The sequence below is a fragment of the Neorhizobium sp. NCHU2750 genome (assembly GCF_003597675.1).
Lineage (GTDB): Bacteria > Pseudomonadota > Alphaproteobacteria > Rhizobiales > Rhizobiaceae > Neorhizobium.
In genome coordinates, this window is record NZ_CP030832.1 from 170524 (window position 1) to 187265 (window position 16742).

The window sequence follows — 16742 nt, forward strand, 5'->3', positions numbered from 1 at the left end:
CGCGGTGAAAATGGGAGCTCGCCGCGTTGATTTTTACGACCAAGAAGAAGGGAACATTGGAATGCTATTCAAGCATATTCGAACGCATGTGTTCATGCTGGCATTGGCGCTGGGTGTGGGCTGTATGTCCGCATCTGTTGCTGGGGCTGAAGAATTGCGCATCGGCACACAGCTCAAGCTCATGACGTTGGATCCGCATTATGCCGATCTGAACGAAAACACCTCACTGCTCTCGCATATCTACGAGCGTCTGGTGAACCAGGACGAGAACCTCAACCCGCAGCCGGGACTGGCAGTCACCTGGAAAAGACTGTCTCCAAAGGTCTGGGAGTTCAAGCTGCGCCATGGCGTCAAATTCCATGACGGATCGGCTTTCACCGCGCAGGACGTCATCTATTCTGTTGAACGCGTTCGCGATTTTCTGAAACCGCCGAGCGGCGGGTTCCAGTCCTATACCAAGGCCATCACCTCGATCACCGCGCCTGATCCCATGACGGTCTTGATTGAGACCCGTGACGAGGCCCCTACCCTGCCGATCCAGATGACCGCCATTCTGATCATGCCGCACAAGGCCGGTGGCGGCTTTGCCACCACCGACGAGGTCAATACCGGGGTCCCTCCCGTCGGCACCGGACCCTACAAGTTCAGGACTTGGCAATCCGGGGAATTGCTCGCCCTCGACGCGAATGACGAATACTGGGGCGGCGCACCGGCCTGGTCGAGCGTGGTGTTTCGGGTCATCGAAAGCCCGGCCGCGCGTGTCGCAGCGCTCTCCACAGGCGACGTCGATCTCGCCGACTATATCCCTGCCCGGGATGTCGCAAATCTGGAGGCGCACGGCATAAAAGTCGAGAGCGCAGCCGCAGCCCGTTCGAACTTCCTGCAGTTCGACATGTCACGCGATCAACTGCCCGGCGTGACTGACGCGGCAGGTAAGCCGATGGCGAACCCGTTCAAGGATGCTCGCGTGCGCGCGGCTTTGGCCCTTGCGACCGACCGGCCGTTCCTGGCCGAAAAGATCCTTGGCGGCTACGGAACGGCGGCAAGCCAGATGTTTCCGCCCGGCATGGCCGGCACCTCCGCCAATCTTGCCGTCACACCACCGGACTATGACCGTGCCAAGGCCCTGCTTGCCGAAGCCGGATTGTCCAATGGGTTCTCGGTCGTGCTTGCCGGCCCGGCAGGGCGTTACCCAGGCGATGCCGAAACGCTGCAGTCGATTGCGCAGAACTGGGCGCGCATCGGGGTGAAGGTTCAGCCGATTGTCTCTCCGTTTTCCGTGTTCATGACCAAAAGATCGGCCGGAGAATATCCGGTCTGGTATGGCGGCTGCTCCGGGGAAGCCGTCAGCCTTTGCCTCGATGTCGTTTTGACTTCCGCTGATGTCGAGAAGGGCACCGGTTCCCTGAACTATGGCGGCTACAGCAATCCCGTCTACGACGACATGCTCGCCAAGGCAGAAGCACTGGAGGACGGACCAGCCCGCAGTGCGGCGCTGGCACGCGCGACCGAGTTTGTGATGGCGGATCACCCAATCATCCCGCTCTATCACTTCCACCTCATTGCCGGCCACGGCAGGAAGGTCGGCTCCTACACGGTCCACCCCCGGGGATGGACTTTGGCCATGCGGGCAGTCCCGGCGGCTAATTGAGGAGATCCGTCATGACAGCAACTATCTTCGGAAGGCTTTCACAAGCCTTCCTGCTTCTTCTCGCCATGTCGATCATCGGGTTTGTCGGCATTCACAGCATCGGCAATCCTGTCTTCAACATCGTCAATGTCGAGACCGCCACGCCCCAGGATATTCGCGGGGCAACGATCGCGCTCGGGCTGGATCAGCCCTTGTGGCGCCAATATCTGCTGTTCCTCGGCAATGTCGTGAGCGGCAACTTCGGCACCTCCTACATCTATCATCTGCCAGCTTTCCGGCTTGTGATGAGCAAGCTTCCGGCGACATTCGAGCTTGCCGCGGTCGCCATGCTGGTCGCGGCCCCCCTGGGTATCCTGTTCGGCCTTTTGGCCGGCCGGCGCAAAGGGACGGTTTCCGATCGGGCCGTGCTCACGTCCAGCGTCTTGGCACTCAGTGTGCCGTCCTTCTGGCTGAGCATGCTGCTGATCATGTTTGGAGCCATGATGACAGGATGGTTTCCGTCCGGGGGGCGCGGGGACGTGGTGTCCGTCCTTGGCGCGGATTGGAGCGTCCTTACTCTTTCCGGCCTGCACCATCTCGTCCTGCCGGCACTGGCGCTCGCCATCCCGAACATTGCCCTGATCGCCCGGTTGACACGATCAGGCACGATCGAGGTGGAAGCCCAGGATTTTACGCGCTTCTGCCAGGCGAAAGGCCTTTCCCCGCGACGGATCCTGTTTCGCCATACGCTGCGCAATATCAGCGTGCCGATCGTCACCATCATCGGCATGCAGTTCGGCGGCATGCTGGCCTTTGCCGTGGTCGTCGAGTCGATCTTCAATTGGCCGGGCATCGGCAAGCTGCTGATCGATTCCATCCAACTGCTCGATCGACCCGTGGTCATGGCCACCCTCACCTTTGTGGCAATCGCTTTCGTCGGCCTCAACGCCCTCGTCGACATTTTCTACGCCATGATTGATCCGCGAACCCGCCGATCCGCCTGAAAGGAGCACCGATGAACACCAAAACCATCCGGGCGCTCTGGAAATGGCCCACCGCCCATCGACCGACTGCTTCGATACTCGTGCTGGCCGCGTATGTGCTGCTGGCGATCGCTGCCTCCGTCATCGCGCCGCAGGACCCTTATGATCCGTTAGAGATTTTTGCGTGGGAATCCTCCTCGCCGCCCGGCACGGCAGGTGGCGGCGGGTACATCTACCTGCTGGGTACCGATGGTCTCGGGCGTGATATACTCAGCACCGTGTTTTACGGCCTGCGGATCAGCCTGTTCGTCGCAGCCACCAGTACCGTCCTTGCTGCCATGATCGGCATGAGCCTTGGCGTCATTGCAGCTTATCTCGGACGTTGGGCAGATGCCCTGATCATGCGCATTGTGGATCTGCAGCTCAGTCTGCCGACCATGCTGGTCGCGCTGATCGCGATCGTGACGCTGGGCCCGGGTATCGATCGCATCATCCTGGCGCTCGTCATCGTGCAATGGGCGGCTTACGCGCGGGTGACGCGCGGCGTCGCCATGGGCGAAGCGAAAAAGGCCTATCTTGATGCGGCACGGCTGTTGCGCCTGCCGCCATCGCGTATCGTCTTCCGTCACCTGTTGCCCAACAGTATTGCGCCGGCCATCACCCTCATCCCGATCGAGCTCGGCCATGCAGTGGCGCTTGAGGCCACCCTGTCGTTCCTCGGATTGGGTGTCCCGATCGACAAGCCCTCGCTCGGCTCTGCGGTGGCAAACGGCTTTCAATACCTGATGACCGGCCAGTATTGGATCAGTCTGTTCCCGGGGCTCGCACTCTTCGGTCTCATCGCCAGCATCAACTTCGTCGGCGAGGAGTTCCGTCGCCGCTATGACCCGAGGAGCCACTGACATGGACCCGTGCCATCACAAAGCCCCGCTCCTGGCGGTCGATAACCTGACCCTGAAACATCATGGACCGTCGGGCTCGAAAACCATCCTGCGCGAGGTGAGCGTCGAGCTGCGGCGCGGCGAGATCCTCGGTCTGATCGGCGAGTCCGGTGCTGGAAAGTCGAGCCTCGGTTATACCATTCTCGGCCTGCTTGCGCCGGGCATCGAACAAACGGCCGGATCGATCCGGCTGGAAGGCTCTCCACTTGAAGCTTTCAGTCTCAAGCAAAGAGCCGAAATTCGAGGGCGCCGGATCGCGGCGATCTTCCAGGATCATGGCGCTTCGCTTGATCCTCTCATGACGGTGGGGGCGCAGATCGCAGAAACCGTCCGCGCTGTGGGCGAGAATGTCACGAAGAGACAGGCCCGCCTACGCGCCATCGAGCTTCTGGGCCGTGTCGGCATACCCGAACCGGCAGCGCGATATGGACACCATCCGCATCAGTTCTCCGGCGGCCAGCGCCAGCGGATCGTGATCGCCATCGCGCTTGCCGGCAACCCACAAGTGATCGTGGCTGACGAACCGACCTCGGCGCTCGATGCAACGGTTCAGAAACAGGTTCTGGCGCTGCTGCGCTCGCTGACGGCCGATACGGGCGTGTCGATCATCCTCGTCACCCACGATATGGGTGTCATCGCTGACGTCACCGACCGGGTGGTCGTCTTGCGGCACGGGCGAGTGGTCGAGCAGGGGGAAACCACCGCGATCCTTGATGCGCCGCGCGACGCCTATACCAAGTCGCTTCTGTCAGCTGTCCCATGCTTGCGGCGGACTGTGGCGGGAAGCGCTCTGTCGTCTGAGGACGTCGTTTCTCTCAAAGGAGAGCCGGTTCTGCGCGTTGACAATGTCAGCAAGAGCTTTGCCGGTTCCGGGCTGCCATGGCTTGCTGCCCGCCAGCAGAAGCGGGCGCTACACGACGTCTCGATCCTGCTTCCATCGGGATCCGTGACCGGTATCGTCGGTGAAAGCGGAAGCGGAAAATCGACGCTCGGCCGCATTGTCGCCGGTCTGGAGACCGCAAGTTCCGGTACGCTCGACCTTGAGGGGCGGCGGTTTCAGATCGAGAGGCCGGGTTGGCGCAACGGTCTCCTGGGCGAGGTCCAGATGATCTTCCAGGATCCATCGGCGTCACTCAATCCACGCATGGTGATCGCAGACACACTGCAGGAAGCGGTACATTATGGCGCCGGCGCTTCCGGAGGTCATGTTTCCGCTGTCGGATCCATGATGGATCGGATGGGCCTCGCCCGCAGCCTGCTGACGCATTTCCCGCATCAGCTATCCGGCGGCCAGAAGCAGCGCGTCTGCATCGCCCGGGCGCTGCTTGCCCGGCCTTCGATCATCGTCGCCGACGAGCCTACATCGGCGCTCGACGTGTCGGTGCAGGCGGAAATCGTCACGCTGCTTCAGCAAACCATTGCCGAGCAACATGTTTCAATGCTGTTCATCTCGCATGATCTCGCCCTGGTGCAGGCCCTTTGTCACTCGATCTATGTGTTGAAGGACGGCGTGATCGAGGATCGTGGCGATCCCGATTTTATCTTTTCCCGTTCGCAAAACCCCTACACGCGCAGCCTGATCGACGCCCGCTCCGCCCGCTTCACGCATTGAGAAAGGCGTGGCGCTTGTGTCGGCGCCTCGCGGCAATATCCCTTTAGAATTCGCCAGCGCTCGGCGCGGCGCCAGGAAAATCGTTATGACCCAGTACTTTACCATTGCCGTCACCGGCCAGTCCCTCATCAAACACGATATTCGCACCGTCGAGACAAAGGGTTTTCTCGGTGTGCAAGACATTATCGGCCAGTCGGACTTCGCCTTCACCAACTTCGAGACCACGATCCTCGGACGTCATGGTGGCTGGCCGCTCAAAGGCTCGTTCTTCGGGGCAAGCCGGCCGGTCGTTCTCGACACATTGCGATCGATCGGTTTCGAAGGCCTGACGCTTTCCAACAATCATGCCTTCGATCTCGGTCCCTCCGGTGTTCTTTCGACGATGGAAGAAGTCGAAGCACGCGGTTTTGTTTACGCCGGCGCCGGCCGGAACCGGAAAGAAGCAAGCCTTCCCGGCTATGGCTCGTTTGCCGGTCGGGATATCGCGTTGGTGGCGATGGACGGTGGGCCCGGGCCCGACTTCATGTACGCGGCAGATGCCGAAGTGGACCGACCGGAGCGCCCGGGTATCAATCGGCTGAAGCTGAGCAAGGTCCTTGATGTCGACGCTACAGCCTTCAAGCAGCTGAAATCCATCCGCGATCGGCTCGGCTATACCGACATGGATCTCGGCAACGACGCCCAGCCGGACGATACCCCCACTATCGATCCCGAGACCGAGATTGCCATGGCGCGGGCCCTATTCCGGCGTTCGGATCGGTTTGGCCGGAATGTCAAAATCGATGCGTCTGATCTCAAGCGCAATCTCTCGGCGATCACGGTTGCTGCGGAAAATGGTGACATGGTCATCGCCTATCTGCACCATCATCATTGGGCGTCCGACTGGTATCAGGTATCCGATTGGGTCGGCAGCGTCGCAAAACAATGCATCGACGCCGGCGCTGCCATGTTCGTCAGCCACGGCGCTCCGGTCCTGCAGCCGGTCGAGATCTATCGTGGGCGTCCGATCTTCTACAGCCTGGGAAATTTCATCTTTCATATCCGCTCGGAAGGTTCGAAGTGGACCGCCCGCGAAATCTGGGAAAGCGTCGTCGGACTTTGCTCTTTCACCCCCGATGGTAGGCTTGCGCGCATGGCCTTTTATCCGGTCGTCATTGGCGGCCATGACGCGCTGCAGACTGACGCACTCGATAAACGCCTTGCCCCCGAACTGGCGCATGGCGAAGATGCCGATCGCATCCTGTCGCGCTTCCAGAAACAGTCCGCCTCATTCGGCACGCAGATCAGGATCTCAGGTGGCGTCGGAATTTATGAGACCGAAGCGATATTGCTGGAAGGCATGCAGGGAGAGGATGCTTCTTGATCGCAAGCGCAACGCCGGAGGACGATGTCACAGGACGAGCGCTCGCTGCAGATCCTCATGCTCAAAGGCACTGGACATCCTGTTGATCTCCGCAGATCTCGCACCAACGATCTTCGCGACCTCGCGCCATGTTGAGGTCGCATCCGCAACTTGTCTGATGATCTGCCGGGCCTGCGACAAGGTCAGGGCGAAGAACTCTGCCGCCGCCTCCAGCAGGTCGAGCGAACATGTGCCTTCGTCCAGATCGATATTCGTCGTCAGCACGCGCGCCTTGATGTCGGTCGGAACCGGGTTGAGATCATAAGCCGGAGACAGTGACCATCCGGCTTTGCCAAGCCAGAGAAATCCATGGTTTCGAAGGTGATCGTCGACATTTGAGATCAGCACGTTGAACACGACACGACGGTAGAGAGCGTGGGCATCGCTTTTGCCCTGCGCTCCATGCTCGGCCAATGCGTCGACCATTTCCGGATAGCTGCCGCGTTCGCCATCCCTCGCCCCCATCATAGCCATCGCTGACAGAAACGGAATACGGACCACTTCGCGACGGTCGAAGCGTCGGGACAACATGACCTTCTTGCCAGCGATATCGACCAACTGATGGAGGGGTGTGGTGATACCGCAGCGATCGGCCAGTCGCAGTGCGATCTCCTCCCAGGTTTCGATACTATACTCGTCCGTTTCCCTGGGAAATTTTGCGATCGAGAGATGGCCATGCTGATCGATCACCGAGGCCTTCGGTCGCGCACCGCCAAGCGATGAGCCGGGCGCGAAGATGAGCTGCAGGTCCTCGTCCGTTTCTTCGTCACGCAGGATGCGCTCGGTGATTTGCAACAGACGCCCAAGGTCGATGAGGGCGGGCACGCCGCTCTGGATCGGTGCCTGAAATTGCTCCTCACCAATCCACCGAAAGCGAAGCGCTCCCAGGCGGGTTTCGTCGGCCACTCCGAGCAGATAGTCGCTTTCCGCGAGCGTTCTCACAGCGCGAGCCTCGCGTTCAGCCATGCGACGCTCAGCCCGCTGCATGAGGCGCCGGCCCCAAGTGTCGGGCGCGGAATCTCCGATGGAACCAAATGTAGCAAGGCCGACTGGTGGGGCAAATCCCCCTCGGGTCAAAGCCAGAGCCGGCTCCAGTGAAAACCGGTCCGGATCTTCAAGCCAGCTCTGATCGTACTCGAACATGATCGTCTCGTTACCGCGTACACGATTGCTGCGCGCCAGACCGATCGGCCGCGTGCGGCCGTCGAGGTCGAGATGGACTTCGAAATCAGCCATTGTCCTTTAACCTCACCGCCCGCTTTACATGGGCGTGCTTCGGCAGTTCAGCGCTCGCCAAGGACTGGCCAACCGCGTCACGACCGATATCGGCAATCTGGCTCAGCCCATCCAGCAGGCCGAGAGCTTGAAGGACACCAGCGTAGATCCCGATGCTGACATTGGTGTCGCCGGCTTCGATCTTCTGCAGGGTCGAGCGCGAGGTGAAGGCGCGCTCAGCCACAACCGCCATCGGCAGGCGTCGGCGGAGACGTGCATCCTTGATATCGGCGCCAAGCTTGCGCAGGGCGCGCCGAACAGCGGCCGGTGGGTTATGAGGTGTCGGCATTTGTCATCTTCGCGCTACAAATTCTGGAGATATGTAGCACGAAGATTACAATTTATCCAGCGCAGCACAATGTGCGAGTTTCCCAGCAAGACCAATCGTGCACGGTCTGGTTCTCTAAGGAGCGACAATAACAGAATGGCCCTGCCAAAAGCAGGGCCATTGAAGTCGCGAGCGGTGGCATCGCGCAGGCCGCAAGCGTTACTTGTTCAGCGCGTCCTTCAGGGCCTTGGCCGGCTGGAAGCCGAGTTTTCTCGCCGCTGCGATCTTGATCGTTGCCCCGGTCGACGGATTGCGGCCCTCGCGTTCCGGCGTTTCCTTCACCTTGAACTTACCGAAGCCGGCAATGGACGTTTCGGCACCGGACGACGCCGCTGCGGTGATTGCTTCAAAGACGGATTCGACGATCGTCTTGCCCTGAGCCTTGGTCAGACCGTGTTCGGATGCGATCTTGTCGGCGATTTCGTTGGTCGTAGTCATCGGTTTTCCCTCGTTAATCCCTGAACCGTTCCCACCAGAATGCGATTCTGTCACGTTGATGACTATGCCATCCTGCGTATTTCGGCGATTATCCCCATGAAAGCTTCGCTGAACGCTATTTGGCACATCTGGGGCCTTTTGGCAGTTGTGATGTGAATGTGAGCTTCGGCAATGAGCGAGACGCTTCACTCAGCATGCCGGATCGTTCCCATATGAAATCGAGTTCGCTTTGCAGATCTTCGGCCTCGATCTCGTCACGGAGAAATTGCGCCCCAACAAGGTCGCCGTCGTCCGACAGCCCCGATCGTGCGCTGAGCAGGCCGGGAATTCAGCGCACGGCGAAAGCGTCTCGTATCGGCGGATGGATATTCGGCATCTCATCATCCGCCCGTCCCATTCGTCGATTTTATACCTTCCTCGGTCATCGACATGTCTTGAGGACCAGCCCTCCTGTGAGATCTGCTTTGCTCGACGCAGGCTCTCATATTCGCGCGGCGAAACCAGATGGCGCGACCGCACCTGAGCGGGGGATTGCCGGCGGTGAAGACGATCTGCTCGTCGGTGCGCATCCGCAGTACCTCATGGGGCTGGATCAGCGGCCGCGCCGCCATCTGCTTGGAACGTGTTCGCGAGGATCCTCGTGATTGGAAACTGCGGCTGACCTGGTCGACCTCGACCGTTGTCATGCCGCAGCGCCGAGAAATGTATTCGGCGGTTTCGGGATCGTTGATGGCTGCAAAGGAGATCCAGCTGGCGCTTTCGAACCATTTGCTCGACGCGTCGCGGCCCCCATAGGTCTCCCGTAGCTGACCGATCGACTGGTAGATCATCGTCAGTGTGATGCCGTATTTGCGCCCGGCATCGCGCGCTGTCTCGAGAACGCGCATATAGCCAAGCCTTGCCGCTTCATCGAGGAGGAAGAGCGCATGTCCGCTGATCTCTCCATTTCGATTGTAAATGGCATTCAGGAACGAACCGATAATCACACGGGCAAGACCGGAATGCGTCTCGAGCGTCTTGAGATCGATGTTTATGAACACGTCGACCTGCCCTGAGGCGATGTCGTCGGTCGAAAAGGATCTGCCCGACACCAGACCTGCATAATTCGGATAGGACAACCAGTGGGTCTCCTTGATCGCATTGGCATAGACACCGGAGAACGTCTCCGGCGTCATGTTGACGAACGCGGCGACGTTCTCCTTCACGAAGTCCGACAGCGAGCTGTCGTAGATTTCCTGCAGGCGCTTGCGCAGCTGTGGCTCGGGCTCTGCCAGATTAGCCCGCACCTGGCGCAGTGTCTGATCCGTCTCGTCCGTCAGACCTGACAGGCAGACATCGGCAATCATAGCGGTCACCAGCTGCAGCCCGGAGGCGCGGAAGAAGTCATCGCGAACGCCCAAGGCGCGACCACTGTCGCTGACGATCCAGGACGCGACGGCTGCAATATCCTCTTCCTTCGTGCCGCCAAATTTGCCGATCCAGTCGAGCACGTTGAAGCCTGTCTGCGGTCGGTGCGGATCAAGGATGCGGATGCGGCGGCCGGCATTCTCGCGGTGTCTCGACACCTGCGGCGCAACTTCATTAGAGGGGTCGAGGAGAACAAGCGTACCGCCCCATTTGAGGGCGGTCGGGATCGTCACCGACGTCGTCTTGAAACCGCCTGATCCAGCAAACACGATCCCGTGCGACGAGCCGAAGGATCCGTCGAAACACAGAAGTGGGACTTTACCACCCTTGCCCCAGCTTGTCCGGTCATTGGCACTGAACGGCCGGGCCGTTGTCTCATCCTCATCAACGCGGTACCGCTCTCCGACGACAATACCGCCGGTTTCGGGGAAGAGCTTTTCCGCATCGCCAAGTCTCATCCAATCGGCGTCTCCATGAAGAGCGCGTTTGCCGACAATCCGTTTGGGCGCTGGCCGTGCAAAAGCCCCGTTGCCTTTCATGGCAACCCTCGATGCAAAACAGCCGGTCATCAGTGCTCCTGCCGCTCCGACCATCGTGGCGGGATCAAGATAGGAGAGGCTCGACATATTCGACGTCACGTCGGTCGAGATTGCTGCCAGACGCATCGTTTCGCGCAGGACACCGACAAGGATGACAAGAAGGCAACCAAACCCGACCCCCGATCCGACGATCCTGATGTTGATCGACCCGGCTCGCGCAAAGATTGCGATGACACCGATTGCCGCGGCAACAAGATACGGCGATGCGATACCGACGCGCCCGAATAAAAGCTTCGTAGCCTCTGTCTCGCCGAAGCGTGCAAGCCATTGCTCTACGCCCGTCAGACCGATGAATGCCGCCATCATCAGGGTTTGAGGCACAAGGAACGCGGCGAGCCTACCCATCGTCATTGCCGAAGGCCTCCGATCCGATTGCGATCAATCGCGCGCGTTCGTTTTCGTCTAGGTTGATTCGGTGGCGAAGATCGATCAATGCGCCGAGAAGAAGCGCACGTTTTTCGTATCTCAGCCCTGCTTTGACGATCAGGCCGCCAAGTGCGATCTTTTCGCGGGTATCCTTTTTGCGCGCATCTGCCGTCGCTGAACGTGCCATGCGATCAAGCCTCGCCATTGCCGCTCGAAGCCTCGCCAGGCGGGACCGCCGAGGTCGTGTCCTCGCATTGACCTGCTCCTTTCCCCCTTCTGTCCGAAGCACTTCTCGCCGTCCCGCGCCCTGCCCGAAAGTCAGCTGAGATTTCCTCGAACCGCGACTGCAGCACGGTCTCTTCGATATCGAGTTCGCCCAGGCCGGCCTTTAAGGCGAGGCGACCGATCCGTTCGGCTTCGCGCGTCTCCGCAGCCTTGAGCTGGTCCTGGAGCCTGGCGATCTCGTCGCGGATTTTCGAGGATGGCTTTTTCATCCGGCATTCTCCCGTCATTGGAAAGCGGTGGCATGCGCCACAGATTTCCAGACGGACGGGTGCAAGGCACTAGGGTAAATTCTGCAATCGCCATGGGCGATGCTTTGATCAATCATCCGACCGCTCGACGAGAGCGGATCCGGAACGGCGCAATTATACGTCGCTGATGCGACGTTTTGTTTTTGGCGCCCTGGCGGGGCCTCCGCGCTCTTCGACCCGGTGTTTTCAACTGAAAGAAGGAGCGTCGCTCTCGTGGCCGTCCCGCATTTCTCAGTCAGCATCGTCGCCCGCGGCCGCGGTGGGAGTGCGGTCATGTCGGCGGCATACAGGCATTGTGCCAGGATGGAATATGACCGTGAGGCCCGGACCATCGACTACACGCGCAAGCAAGGGCTGCTGCACGAAGAGTTTGTTATCCCCGTCGACGCGCCTGAATGGCTTCGCGCGATGATCGCCGACCGATCCATCTCCGGCGCCTCCGAAGCGTTCTGGAACAAGGTCGAAGGCTTCGAGAAAAGGGCCGACGCGCAATTGGCCAAGGATGTCACAATCGCACTGCCTGTCGAACTGTCGCCTGCTCAAAATATCGAGCTGGTGAGGGAGTTCGTGGCGGCACACATCACGCCAAAAGGCATGGTGGCCGACTGGGTCTTTCATGACGCGCCGGACAATCCGCACGTTCACCTGATGATGACAGTGCGACCGTTGACCGAACACGGTTTCGGCCCAAAGAAGGTTGCGATGGCGGGCCCTGACGGCAAGCCGATCCGCAATGATGCGGGCAAGATCGTCTACGATCTCTGGGCCGGCAATAGTGAGCACTTTAACCTGTTTCGTGATGGCTGGTTTGCCTGCCAGAACCGGCATCTTGCGCGCGCCGGTCTTGACATCCGCATCGATGGTCGGTCGTTCGAAAAGCAGGGGATCGAGCTGGCGCCGACTATCCATCTCGGCGTCGGCGCAAAAGCCATTGAGCGCAAAAGCGATCTCTCCGGTGACGCCGCCTCGCTTGAGAGGGTCGGGATGCAGGACGCGCGGCGTGAGCAGAATGCGCGACGGATCACGAGTAGTCCCGATCTGGTGATCGACATGATTATGCGGGAAAGGAGCGTTTTCGACAGCCACGATGTCGCAAAAATCCTGTATCGCTATACCGCCGATGCCGTGCTGTTCCAGAACCTGATGGCGCGCATCCTGCAGAGCCCACAGATCCTGCGGCTGGACGTCGAGCGGATCGATTTCGCCACGGGGCAACGTCTCCCGGCAAAATACACGAGCCGCGCGATGATCCGGCTTGAAGCCGCAATGACCAACCGGGCGGTGTGGTTGTCGAACCGATCCTCGCATCGTGTTGAAGCTCGTGTTCTCGGCGCAACCTTTGCCCGTCATGACACGCTGTCCGACGAGCAGAAGACTGCCATCCAGCATATTGTGGCAAGCCCCCGAGTTTCCGCCGTGATCGGGCGTGCCGGTGCAGGCAAGACGACGATGATGAAGGCGGCACGAGAGGTCTGGGAGAACAGCGGATACCGCGTTGTCGGTGGTGCTCTTGCAGGCAAGGCAGCGGAAGGCCTCGCTCATGAAGCCGGCATTTCGTCACGCACCTTGTCCTCCTGGGAGTTGCGATGGAACCGACACCGTGACTTGCTCGACGACAAGACGATCTTCGTTCTTGATGAAGCCGGCATGGTGTCATCAAGACAGATGGCCTTTTTCGTGGATATGGTTGTCAGGACAGGCGCAAAGCTTGTCCTGATCGGCGATCCGGAACAATTGCAACCGATCGAGGCGGGTGCCGCTTTCCGCACCATTGCCGATCGTATCGGTTATGCCGAGCTGGACACAATCTATCGACAGCATGATCCGTGGATGCGCGATGCGTCGATGGATCTTGCCCGTGGAGATATCGGTAAGGCGATCGAGACCTATCGGACCAACGGCAGGATCATCGGCGCTGATCTCAAGGCGCAGGCCGTCGAGCATCTCATCGACGACTGGAGCCGTGACTACGATCTGACAAAGACATCATTGATCCTTGCCCATCTTCGCCGCGATGTTCGGCTCCTGAACATGGCCGCTCGCGAAAAGCTCGTTGAAGGCGGCATCATCAAAAACGGTTCGCCGTTTATGACAGCTGACGGCAAGCGCATGTTTTCGGCCGGCGATCAGATCATGTTTCTGCGAAACGAAGCATCGCTGGGCGTCAAGAACGGTACGCTGGCCAAGGTCGTAGAGGCAGGACCGGGTCGCATCGTCGCGGAATTTGGTGAGGGTGTGCGGCGACATCGTATCTCGGTCGAACAGCGCTTTTACAACAGTGTAGACCATGGATACGCCGCCACCGTGCACAAAAGCCAGGGAGCGACCGTTGACACCGTCAAGGTGCTGGCCTCGCTCTCGCTGGACCGCCACCTGACCTATGTGGCGATGACCCGCCATAGAGAAGATCTGCGGGTCTATTACGGCCGGCGATCCATCGACAAAGCCGGTGGGCTCGTCAAAGTCCTTTCCCGCCGAAACGCCAAGGAGACGACACTCGACTATGCGGGCGGGCGGCTCTACGCGCAGTCTCTCCGATTTGCGCAGGCGCGCGGGCTTCATATAGCCAATATCGCGAGAACGCTCCTACGCGACCGTTTGGAATGGACGTTACGACAACGCAGCAAATTTGCCGAACTCACTGGCCGGCTTGCCGCCCTCGGCAAGAGGTTGGGCCTGATGGAGAACGCCCCTGCCCCTCGATCAATGGAGAAGAAACCCTTGGTTTCTGCAACGACGACATTCCCGCAATCCATCGACGACGTGGTAGACAGCAAACTCAATGCTGATCCTGCTCTCGCGCAGCAATGGAACGAGGTGTCGACGCGTTTCTATTCCGTGTTTGCCAACCCGGCAGACGCGTTCAAGACTGTCGATATCGATCGCATGTTGACCGACGACGTCACGGCCAAATCCACAATCGCGCGGATTGTCTGCGAGCCCGAACGGTTCGGTGCCCTCAAGGGTAAGGCAGGTTTGCTTGCGACCCCGAGGGACAAGGCTGATCGTCAACGCGCCCTCAGCAACGTTCAGCCGCTCGCAGACAGTATTTCTGACTTCCTGCGACAGCGCGGCGATGCAGAGCGGCAATACCGGTTAGAGGAGCTCACTGCGCGCCAGCGACATGAGCTGGAAATTCCTGCCCTTTCGACAAGCACAAACAGCGTCCTCGAGCGCGTACGCGATGCGATCGATCGCAACGACCTACCGGCAGGTCTGGGTTATGCGCTCGCAGACAAGCTAGCAAAGGCAGAGCTCGACGAATTTGCCAAGGCTGTCTCCCGACGTTTCGGGGACAGGACCTTTCTGGCAATTGGGGCCAGGGATGTGACCGGCGACGTCTTCCGCCAGATCAGCGCCGGCATGAGCGACACACAGCAGGCTGAGCTGCGACAAGCGTGGCCGGCGATGCGCACCGTTCAGCAGATGGTGGCACATGTGCGAAGCGATGAAGCGTTAAAGGCATCCGAGGCGATGCGTGTAACCCAGTCAAAGGGGCTCTCGTTGAAATGAAACAGCAACCCGCGCTCCCGAACGCCATGCGCCGAGCCCGAAAATATGTGTTCGCCTCGTTTCTCGTTGCGACGGTGATCATAGTTGTTGGAGCCGGCTCGCTGGGTTGCGGGGGATATCGTGTGAACCTGACGCCGAGCGAACCCATTGGTCTGTGGCGCATCGCATCCATGAATGCTCCGCCTCGCGTCGGCGATACATTGTTCGTCTGCATGCCCGACAATGCCATGATGCGGGAAGCACGGTTGCGCGGATATCTCCGCTTCGGCCTATGCGCAGGCCGTACCGCGCCGCTTATCAAGACCGTTGCGGCGCTGACCGGCCAGTTCATCGAGGTTGGAGCCGAGGTCAGGATCGATGGGCGATTGCTTGCACACTCGCGACTATTGGCCGTCGATGGACGGCAGCGGCCGTTAACGCCTTATGCAGGCGGCGAACTCATGGCCGGTGAAGTCTACCTGCACTCGGATTTTCCCGGTTCATTCGATTCTCGCTATTTCGGTCCGCTGCCCATCAAAAACGTACTGGGCCTGGCCCAGGAGGTGTTAACCTATGCGCCGTGATCGCCTCCGCCTGACGGGACTGGTGGGAATTGCCGCTCTTTGCGGATGGATGGGCTGGAATGGGGATGTGCTTCTCCTGCCTTTGTCGATCCTGTTTCCGGCCTTGTGGTCTGGGGCGCGGACACGCTGGCAGGCGGCGTTCATCTCCGCTGGCTATTTTCTGGCGGCTGCGCACGGCCTGCCGCAGGGTGTGGCAAATTTCTACTCGGCCGAGGTCTGGCCGGGCCTGCTGTTGTGGATGGCCGCTTCCTCGATCTTCATCTGCGTGCACGCATTTTGCTGGGCCAATGCGACGGTCAAGGATCGGTCACTGCGATATCTCGGCGCGTGCGCCGTGATGGCTGTACCACCGGCCGGAATACTCGGCTGGGCCAACCCGGTGACTGCGGCCGGCGTACTCTTTCCAGGATGGGGATGGGCTGGTCTGGGAGCGACGCTGATCGGCCTGGCACTGATGGCCACAAGCTATCGTCCCTTCGTAGCAATGATCATGTGCGGGTTCTGGATCTGGTCCGCAACGCATTGGACACCGGCGATCTCACCCTCTGGATGGCAGAGCATCGATCTTCAATTTGGCGCGTCGCTTGGTCGCGAGGGAAGCCTGCAACGAGAACAAGAACTTGTGTCCATGGCAAGACGGCACTCATCAGGAACTGTTGTCATCTTCCCCGAGAGTACGCTCGGATTCTGGACGCCAACCTCACGTCACTTCTGGCAGAAATCACTCGAAGAGACCAACGTCACCGTCATTGCCGGCGCAGCGGTCGTCGATCAGAGCGGTTACGACAATGTGCTGGTGCGGATCACGGCCATGAGTTCCAGTATCATCTACCGTGAGCGCATGCCTGTGCCAGGCGCCATGTGGCAGCCTTGGAGGCGTCTGATGGATGACGCGGGCGGCGCCCGCGCCCATCTTTTCACCAATCCTGTGGTTTCCTTAAGCTCAACCAGACTTGCGCCGCTTATCTGCTACGAACAGCTGCTCGTCTGGCCGATACTGCAATCCATGCTCCATGATCCCGATATCATAGTGGCCGTCGGAAATGGTTGGTGGACCGCCGGTACCTCAATCGTCGCCATCCAGCGCGCGACCACGCGGGCCTGGGCGCTCCTTTTCAACATACCTTTCGTACTGTCCTTCAACACCTGATC

Annotated in this window: 14 protein-coding genes; 8 read left to right on the forward strand and 6 right to left on the reverse strand. The window is 59.9% G+C overall.

What is annotated here, in order from left to right; genetic code table 11:
* The first annotated feature begins 61 nt into the window (after positions 1–61).
* From NCHU2750_RS30040 to NCHU2750_RS30060, 5 genes are all read left to right on the forward strand, one after another.
* Positions 62–1651: an ABC transporter substrate-binding protein gene (locus NCHU2750_RS30040; RefSeq protein WP_119945262.1), complete on the forward strand. Its 1590-nt coding sequence runs from the start codon at positions 62–64 to the stop codon at positions 1649–1651.
* Between the two features lie 11 nt (positions 1652–1662).
* On the forward strand, positions 1663–2634 hold the full coding sequence (locus NCHU2750_RS30045) for an ABC transporter permease (RefSeq protein WP_119945263.1): 972 nt from the start codon (positions 1663–1665) through the stop codon (positions 2632–2634).
* 11 nt (positions 2635–2645) lie between these two features.
* A complete protein-coding gene (locus NCHU2750_RS30050; protein WP_119945264.1) occupies positions 2646–3515 on the forward strand; it encodes an ABC transporter permease in 870 nt (289 codons plus the stop codon).
* Between the two features lies 1 nt (position 3516).
* Positions 3517–5166, forward strand: a complete 1650-nt coding sequence (locus NCHU2750_RS30055; RefSeq protein WP_119945265.1) for an ATP-binding cassette domain-containing protein — start codon at positions 3517–3519, stop codon at positions 5164–5166.
* 85 nt (positions 5167–5251) lie between these two features.
* Positions 5252–6529, forward strand: a complete 1278-nt coding sequence (locus NCHU2750_RS30060) for a CapA family protein (RefSeq protein WP_119945266.1) — start codon at positions 5252–5254, stop codon at positions 6527–6529.
* A gap of 27 nt (positions 6530–6556) precedes the next feature.
* Here the strand turns inward: NCHU2750_RS30060 and NCHU2750_RS30065 are convergent, their stop codons facing one another.
* The 6 genes from NCHU2750_RS30065 to traC all read right to left on the reverse strand — a co-directional run bounded on the left by NCHU2750_RS30065 (position 6557) and on the right by traC (position 11475).
* Positions 6557–7804, reverse strand: a complete 1248-nt coding sequence (locus tag NCHU2750_RS30065; protein WP_119945267.1) for a type II toxin-antitoxin system HipA family toxin — start codon at positions 7802–7804, stop codon at positions 6557–6559.
* Positions 7797–8132 (reverse strand): helix-turn-helix domain-containing protein, encoded by a 336-nt coding sequence (locus NCHU2750_RS30070; RefSeq protein WP_119945268.1) that lies wholly within the window; start codon positions 8130–8132, stop codon positions 7797–7799. Before NCHU2750_RS30070 ends, NCHU2750_RS30065 begins: the two co-directional genes overlap by 8 nt.
* 198 nt (positions 8133–8330) lie before the next feature.
* Positions 8331–8609, reverse strand: a complete 279-nt coding sequence (locus NCHU2750_RS30075) for an HU family DNA-binding protein (RefSeq protein ID WP_119945269.1) — start codon at positions 8607–8609, stop codon at positions 8331–8333.
* Between the two features lie 380 nt (positions 8610–8989).
* Entirely contained in the window at positions 8990–10966 is a 1977-nt protein-coding gene (gene traG / locus NCHU2750_RS30080; RefSeq protein ID WP_119945270.1) for a Ti-type conjugative transfer system protein TraG, read from the reverse strand.
* Positions 10953–11168 carry a type IV conjugative transfer system coupling protein TraD gene (gene traD / locus NCHU2750_RS30085; RefSeq protein WP_119945308.1) on the reverse strand — a complete coding sequence of 72 codons (216 nt, stop codon included), beginning with the start codon at positions 11166–11168 and terminating at the stop codon, positions 10953–10955. The genes traG and traD overlap by 14 nt, the downstream gene beginning before the upstream one ends.
* Positions 11169–11172: 4 nt before the next feature.
* Positions 11173–11475 (reverse strand): conjugal transfer protein TraC, encoded by a 303-nt coding sequence (gene traC / locus NCHU2750_RS30090; protein ID WP_119945271.1) that lies wholly within the window; start codon positions 11473–11475, stop codon positions 11173–11175.
* A gap of 252 nt (positions 11476–11727) precedes the next feature.
* Here traC and traA point away from each other — a divergent pair, with 252 nt between their 5' ends.
* Genes traA through NCHU2750_RS30105 form a run of 3 tightly spaced genes read left to right on the forward strand, consistent with a single transcriptional unit; the run spans position 11728 to position 16740 of the window.
* The gene (gene traA, locus NCHU2750_RS30095; RefSeq protein ID WP_119945272.1) at positions 11728–15027 is read left to right on the forward strand and encodes a Ti-type conjugative transfer relaxase TraA; all 3300 of its coding nucleotides are present in this window, start codon (positions 11728–11730) and stop codon (positions 15025–15027) included.
* Positions 15024–15590 carry a conjugative transfer signal peptidase TraF gene (gene traF / locus NCHU2750_RS30100; RefSeq protein WP_245480566.1) on the forward strand — a complete coding sequence of 189 codons (567 nt, stop codon included), beginning with the start codon at positions 15024–15026 and terminating at the stop codon, positions 15588–15590. Before traA ends, traF begins: the two co-directional genes overlap by 4 nt.
* Positions 15580–16740, forward strand: a complete 1161-nt coding sequence (locus NCHU2750_RS30105) for a conjugal transfer protein TraB (protein WP_119945274.1) — start codon at positions 15580–15582, stop codon at positions 16738–16740. Before traF ends, NCHU2750_RS30105 begins: the two co-directional genes overlap by 11 nt.
* Positions 16741–16742 lie beyond the last annotated feature (2 nt).

Bases quoted from the DNA above. Each gene is read 5' to 3' on its own strand.
- traF (WP_245480566.1), top strand. From the start codon at position 15,024: ATGAAACAGCAACCCGCGCTCCCGAACGCCATGCGCCGAGCCCGAAAA.
- NCHU2750_RS30070 (WP_119945268.1), bottom strand. From the start codon at position 8,132: ATGCCGACACCTCATAACCCACCGGCCGCTGTTCGGCGCGCCCTGCGC.
- NCHU2750_RS30055 (WP_119945265.1), top strand. From the start codon at position 3,517: ATGGACCCGTGCCATCACAAAGCCCCGCTCCTGGCGGTCGATAACCTG.
- NCHU2750_RS30050 (WP_119945264.1), top strand. From the start codon at position 2,646: ATGAACACCAAAACCATCCGGGCGCTCTGGAAATGGCCCACCGCCCAT.
- traC (WP_119945271.1), bottom strand. From the start codon at position 11,475: ATGAAAAAGCCATCCTCGAAAATCCGCGACGAGATCGCCAGGCTCCAG.
- NCHU2750_RS30045 (WP_119945263.1), top strand. From the start codon at position 1,663: ATGACAGCAACTATCTTCGGAAGGCTTTCACAAGCCTTCCTGCTTCTT.
- NCHU2750_RS30040 (WP_119945262.1), top strand. From the start codon at position 62: ATGCTATTCAAGCATATTCGAACGCATGTGTTCATGCTGGCATTGGCG.
- NCHU2750_RS30060 (WP_119945266.1), top strand. From the start codon at position 5,252: ATGACCCAGTACTTTACCATTGCCGTCACCGGCCAGTCCCTCATCAAA.
- NCHU2750_RS30105 (WP_119945274.1), top strand. From the start codon at position 15,580: ATGCGCCGTGATCGCCTCCGCCTGACGGGACTGGTGGGAATTGCCGCT.
- NCHU2750_RS30075 (WP_119945269.1), bottom strand. From the start codon at position 8,609: ATGACTACGACCAACGAAATCGCCGACAAGATCGCATCCGAACACGGT.
- traG (WP_119945270.1), bottom strand. From the start codon at position 10,966: ATGACGATGGGTAGGCTCGCCGCGTTCCTTGTGCCTCAAACCCTGATG.
- NCHU2750_RS30065 (WP_119945267.1), bottom strand. From the start codon at position 7,804: ATGGCTGATTTCGAAGTCCATCTCGACCTCGACGGCCGCACGCGGCCG.
- traD (WP_119945308.1), bottom strand. From the start codon at position 11,168: ATGGCACGTTCAGCGACGGCAGATGCGCGCAAAAAGGATACCCGCGAA.